At 59.6% G+C, this 5,067-nt stretch carries 5 protein-coding genes; 4 read left to right on the plus strand and 1 reads right to left on the minus strand.

Features of this window, described 5'->3' with window-relative positions; all coding sequences use genetic code 11:
- The 3 genes from ORS3428_RS05675 to ORS3428_RS05685 all read left to right on the plus strand — a co-directional run.
- The coding region (locus ORS3428_RS05675) for a fumarylacetoacetate hydrolase family protein (RefSeq protein ID WP_131802843.1) at window positions 1–445 on the plus strand (445 nt) is incomplete at its 5' end.
- 12 nt (window positions 446–457) lie between these two features.
- Window positions 458–1,486, plus strand: coding sequence for a 4-hydroxy-2-oxovalerate aldolase (gene dmpG, locus ORS3428_RS05680; protein WP_071095377.1), 1,029 nt, complete (start codon window positions 458–460; stop codon window positions 1,484–1,486).
- Window positions 1,487–1,806: 320 nt separating this feature from the next.
- Complete coding sequence (locus ORS3428_RS05685; protein WP_071095379.1) at window positions 1,807–2,598, plus strand: IclR family transcriptional regulator domain-containing protein; 792 nt, start codon at window positions 1,807–1,809, stop codon at window positions 2,596–2,598.
- A 91-nt stretch (window positions 2,599–2,689) separates the two neighbouring features.
- On the opposite strand, the gene ORS3428_RS05690 is transcribed toward ORS3428_RS05685, so the two are convergent.
- Window positions 2,690–2,983 carry a DUF1330 domain-containing protein gene (locus ORS3428_RS05690; RefSeq protein ID WP_040985513.1) on the minus strand — a complete coding sequence of 98 codons (294 nt, stop codon included), beginning with the start codon at window positions 2,981–2,983 and terminating at the stop codon, window positions 2,690–2,692.
- A 356-nt stretch (window positions 2,984–3,339) separates the two neighbouring features.
- Here ORS3428_RS05690 and ORS3428_RS05695 point away from each other — a divergent pair, with 356 nt between their 5' ends.
- Entirely contained in the window at window positions 3,340–5,031 is a 1,692-nt protein-coding gene (locus ORS3428_RS05695) for a thiamine pyrophosphate-binding protein (protein WP_071095381.1), read from the plus strand.
- Window positions 5,032–5,067: the final 36 nt, after the last annotated feature.

Consider the following 5,067-nt stretch of genomic DNA (forward strand, 5'->3'; position numbering starts at 1 on the left):
CCGCTATGTTTCGCGTGGCGAGGCGATGGCGCATGTAGCCGGTTACGTTCTCGTCAATGACGTGTCGGAGCGCTCGCACCAGCTGGAACGCGGTGGCACCTGGGACAAAGGCAAGAGCCATGATGGCTTCGGGCCAGTGGGACCTTGGCTTGTCACAACGGACGAATTGGGCGAGGGGCGCGGCCTGTCGATGTTCATGAATGTCTCCGGGCAGCGCTGTCAGACCGGAAACACTGACACCATGATTTTCGATGTGCCGACCGTTGTCGCATATGTCAGCGAGTTTCTGACGCTCGAACCCGGAGACATCATCACGACGGGAACACCTCCCGGTGTCGGCATGGGTATGAAACCGCCGCGCTATTTGGCTGCCGGCGACGAAATGCATCTTGGCATCAAAGGACTTGGCGAGCAGCGTCAGCGCGTCGTCATCCATGACGACTAATGTGGAAAATCCATGAACCTCGATCCGACGCAAACGAAGCTCTACATTCAGGACGTGACTTTGCGCGACGRCATGCATGCCGTGCGTCACAGCTACGRCATCGATCAGGTCCGCGCCATTGCTAGCGCCCTCGATGTCGCCGGCGTCGATGCAATTGAGGTCGCRCATGGGGACGGTCTCAATGGTTCCTCCTTCAACTACGGCTTCGGCGCCCACACAGATTGGGAATGGATCGCGTCGGTTGCCGACGTAGTGCAAAATGCGCRGCTGACCACCCTTCTCATTCCTGGCATCGGGACCGTTCATGATCTGAAGCAAGCTCACGCCCTTGGTGTTCGTTCGGTTCGGATCGCGACTCACTGCACTGARGCCGATGTAGCCAAGCAGCATATTGCGGCAGCACGAGACCTTGGCATGGACACGGTCGGATTCCTGATGATGAGCCACATGATCGAGCCAGAAACGTTGGCCCGGCAGGCGAAGCTCATGGAGAGTTATGGCGCGACCTGCGTCTATATCACCGACAGTGGTGGCGCGCTCGACATGGACGGATACCGCGCGCGTTGCGAAGCCTATGACCGGGTACTAAGGCCGGAGACGGAACGCGGCATCCATGCTCATCACAATCTTTCGCTTGGCGTCGCGAACTCGATTGTCGGTGTTCAGGCCGGCGCTATCCGCGTCGATRCCAGCCTTGCCGGGATGGGAGCGGGGGCGGGAAACACGCCTCTGGAGGTCTTCATCGCCGTAGCTGACCGCAAAGGCTGGAAACATGGCTGCGACCTTTTCAAGCTCATGGATGCGGCCGAAGAACTGGTTCGCCCCCTCCAGGATCGGCCCGTCCGGGTGGATCGCGAGACGCTGACGCTCGGCTATGCAGGCGTCTACTCAAGCTTCCTCCGTCACGCGGAAAAGGCCAGCACCGGATATGGCGTCGACACGCGAGCAATCCTTGCCGAAGCCGGCCGGCGCGGTATGGTCGGGGGGCAGGAGGATATGATTGTGGACATTGCCTTGGATCTTGCGAGAGCCAAGGCCTAAGCAACCGTCCGGCTCACTACTCCGGGCTAGCATCCGTCTTTACCGGGGGAAAAGAGCAACTACGATCCTTCACGGCGAAGACGGCATCTGTGCCTGTGGGAAGCCCGRCTGCCCGCCTCGCCATTTGATGCCGCCGTTATGGCAACGAGGCGTCGATATGCCCCGGACATCAACGGTGGCTCGAGCCGCAAAGCCACCTAGCCGCATCGCGGCTCTGAAATTTGCGTCTTTCCCCACGGGGAGCTATCGCTGTCCGGACTGACAGTTCCTGCCTGCGGCAAACGCGGCAACGGCTGGCGATGTCGACAAGGGGACGAACGATGCCTTCATACAGACCCGTCAACGCGGTACTTCGCGCCCTAAAAGTCTTGAACGTCGTTAACAGCCGACGCCAATCGACCGTGAGCGAAATCGCTCGCGCCTCGGGGTTGACGTCCTCCACGGCTGTGCGTTTCCTGGAAACCCTCGAGAGCGCCGGATACGTCCTCAAGGACACGAGCAACGCCGCCTATGTCGTTAGCGGCAAAGTGCTTGAGTTGAGTTCTGGCTTTGAGGCTTATCGCGAAATGGGTGTGATAGCTGGACCGTTTCTTTATGCGCTGCAACGCGAGATCTCCTGGCCATCCGACGTCGCGGTGTTCRACCGCGACGCGATGATAGTTGCCGAGACGAGCCGCTCCGAGAGCCGGCTCTTCTATCCCCGTCCGCCTGGCTTCCGTGCTCCCATAATGGGTACATCTCTTGGCCTTGCCTATCTTGCCTTTTGCACAGAAAGCGAGCTCCAAACCGCGGTTGAGGTCTCGGCGCAAGTCGCTGAACCATGGAACGACCTAGCCCGCGACCGCGGAAAGCTGCAAGGTGTGCTCGCCAGGGTGCGCGAATGTGGCTACGCAGTCATGAGCCAGGAATATTCAGCCCTCGTCTACAACCGTGCCATTTGGGCGATCGCCGTTCCCATACTCCTAGCTGGGCAGGCTATCGCGTCGATAAATGTCACGATGAACCGCGAAGTTTCGGAAAACGAGGCAACATCGAAGTACCTCGCTTCATTGCAGCGCACGGCTGCTCGGATCTCACAGGCGATCGACAAAGCTAGGCACCCAAGCGGATAGCCACTTGTACCCGCTCCCGCAGCAGCCGGGTCCGGCATGGCCGTCATCCGGTATCGACCTTCCGGCCTCAAACGGCGCGAAAGGTTGACGTCTAGCGCAGGTCCCCTTCGAAGATCAGGAGTTCGCGTTTGGATGCTTGCAGTGCATAGCGGCGAGCCTCGTCATAGGCCGGGTCGCGATAGCATGCCCTCGCCAGTTCTATCGATGGGAATTCGATGACGGTCATTCGACACGCATCCCGCTCCTCTTGAAGCACAGGCGGCTCTTTAGACGGGTTGACACGGGCTTGATACTTCTGGCCGATGGGTTTCCACAATCTGCGGTACTCGGCTTGYGCCGCCTCATCCGATATCTCGGTGCCGATTATGAGCCAATATCCCTTCATGCCAAGCCGCTCCTTGCGCTAGTCCAACACACCGGCATCATGGTCAGCCCGAAAGCCGAACACTCGTGCTCGCGCACCTGATYGCAGGCGCGGCCCCACTATCCAACCAAAGATGAAGCCTGCAGTCGAAGCCTGCATCGGCGCCGTGTCGATAGGGCAAGGACAATGCGTACTGGCGACCACGCAAGCCCGCCTGCACACTGGTGGTCGGGACAGCTCGAATCCTGCATGCCCGRCAAATGGCTTGTCGACATCCACGGGCAAAATCTTAGAGCCTCAGCGCGATCTGCGACTGTTGCAAAATTCGCATATAAAGAGTATCTGGTCAATTCTCGAAGGATGGAGTTGTGGAACTCATGCGAAACGGTGGAAGAGTTTTGGCGGATCAGTTGATCCGACATGGTGCCGACACCGTGTTTTGCGTGCCGGGCGAGAGCTTCCTGGCGGCCCTGGACGCCTTCCACGATCTTGAAGACCGCGTAAGGGTCATCTCCACACGAATCGAAATTGGCGCCGGCCATATGGCCGAGGCGTATGGAAAACTCACGGGCCGCCCAGGAATATGCTTCGTCAGCAGAGGACCCGGTGCAAGTCACGCGATGGTTGCGGTTCATACCGCCTTCGAAGATTCCACGCCGATGATTCTGTTCGTGGGTCAGGTGGCGCGTGAGACATCAGAGAGGGAGGCTTTCCAGGAGATCGATATCAAGGGGATGTTTGCCCATACGGCGAAATGGGTGGCCGAAATCCAGGATGCACGCAGGATCCCGGAATTTGTCAGTCGCGCCTTCCACACTGCGGTCTCTGGCAGGCCRGGTCCCGTCGTCCTGTCCCTGCCGGAGGACATGCTCCTCGACCAGGTGGAAGCCGACGACATGAAGCCTTACAGGGTTGTCTGTGCCTCGCCGAGCGAGCAAGACATTGAGGAATTCGCGCATCGCCTGAAAGGTGCCGAAAGGYCGCTCATTCTGGTCGGCGGCGGCGGCTGGAGCGATGCAGCCAAGCAGATGCTGCTGCACTTTTCCGAAAGACATTCCATCCCCGTCTGCGCTTCATTCAGGTGCCAGGATCGTTTTGACAACACGCACGAGAACTATATCGGCGATTGCAGCCTGGGCATCATGCCTGCCCTCGCCGATGCGATCCGGCGAACCGACCTGCTGATTACGATTGGCGCGCGGCTCGGCGAGTTGACGACCCAGTCCTACACGATCGTCCAGGCACCCACGCCGATCCAGCCGCTGGTGCACGTCCACCCCGACCCGAATGAATTGTGYCGGGTCTATCAGGCCGTGCTGCCCATCAATGCCGGTCCCGAACAGTTTCTCGCCGCCGTGCTGGCAGCTGTGCCGGTGGCGCTTCCGATGATGACGGCACGTAAGCGCTGGTGCGCCTCCGGCCGACACGCTTTCGAACAAAGCGCGGTCCCGGACACTACTCCGGGCGCGCTCGATATGGCTATTGTGATGAAGGCGATAGGCGACATGGTTCCCAGCGATACAATCGTGACCACCGATGCCGGAAACTTCGCCGGATGGGTCAATCGCTATCATCGTTTCCCCGGACCGGGGAGGCTGCTTGGTCCCGCCAACGGCGCGATGGGATATGGTGTTCCGGCTGCGGTCTCCGCTAAGCTCACACACCCTGAACGCGTGGTGCTGTGCTTCGTTGGCGACGGCGGCTTCCTGATGACGGGACAGGAACTGGCCACGGCCATGCAATATGAGGCCGCTGTGATAATTCTTGTGGTCAACAACGGCCTATACGGCACAATTCGTATGTATCAAGAGCGGGAGTTTCCTGGACGTACGCCGGCGACTTTCCTGAAGAACCCTGATTTCGCGGCTTATGCGCGAAGCTTCGGGGCGTTTGCAGAGCAGGTGCGCGAAACATCCGAATTTGGGGCGGCATTTGAGCGCGCCCTGAGCGCAAAACGTCCCGCCGTTCTTGAGCTCCTGATCGATCCGGAAGCCATCACGACACGAACGACCCTGACTGGGATCAGGGAGGAAGCATTGTCGCGGCGGGCTAAACTCGCCAGGGTTTGAGAGACGGCTGTCATGCGCTCGATCGACCTGGAAAAA

Source organism: Mesorhizobium sp. ORS 3428, assembly GCF_001854785.1.
GTDB lineage: Bacteria > Pseudomonadota > Alphaproteobacteria > Rhizobiales > Rhizobiaceae > Mesorhizobium.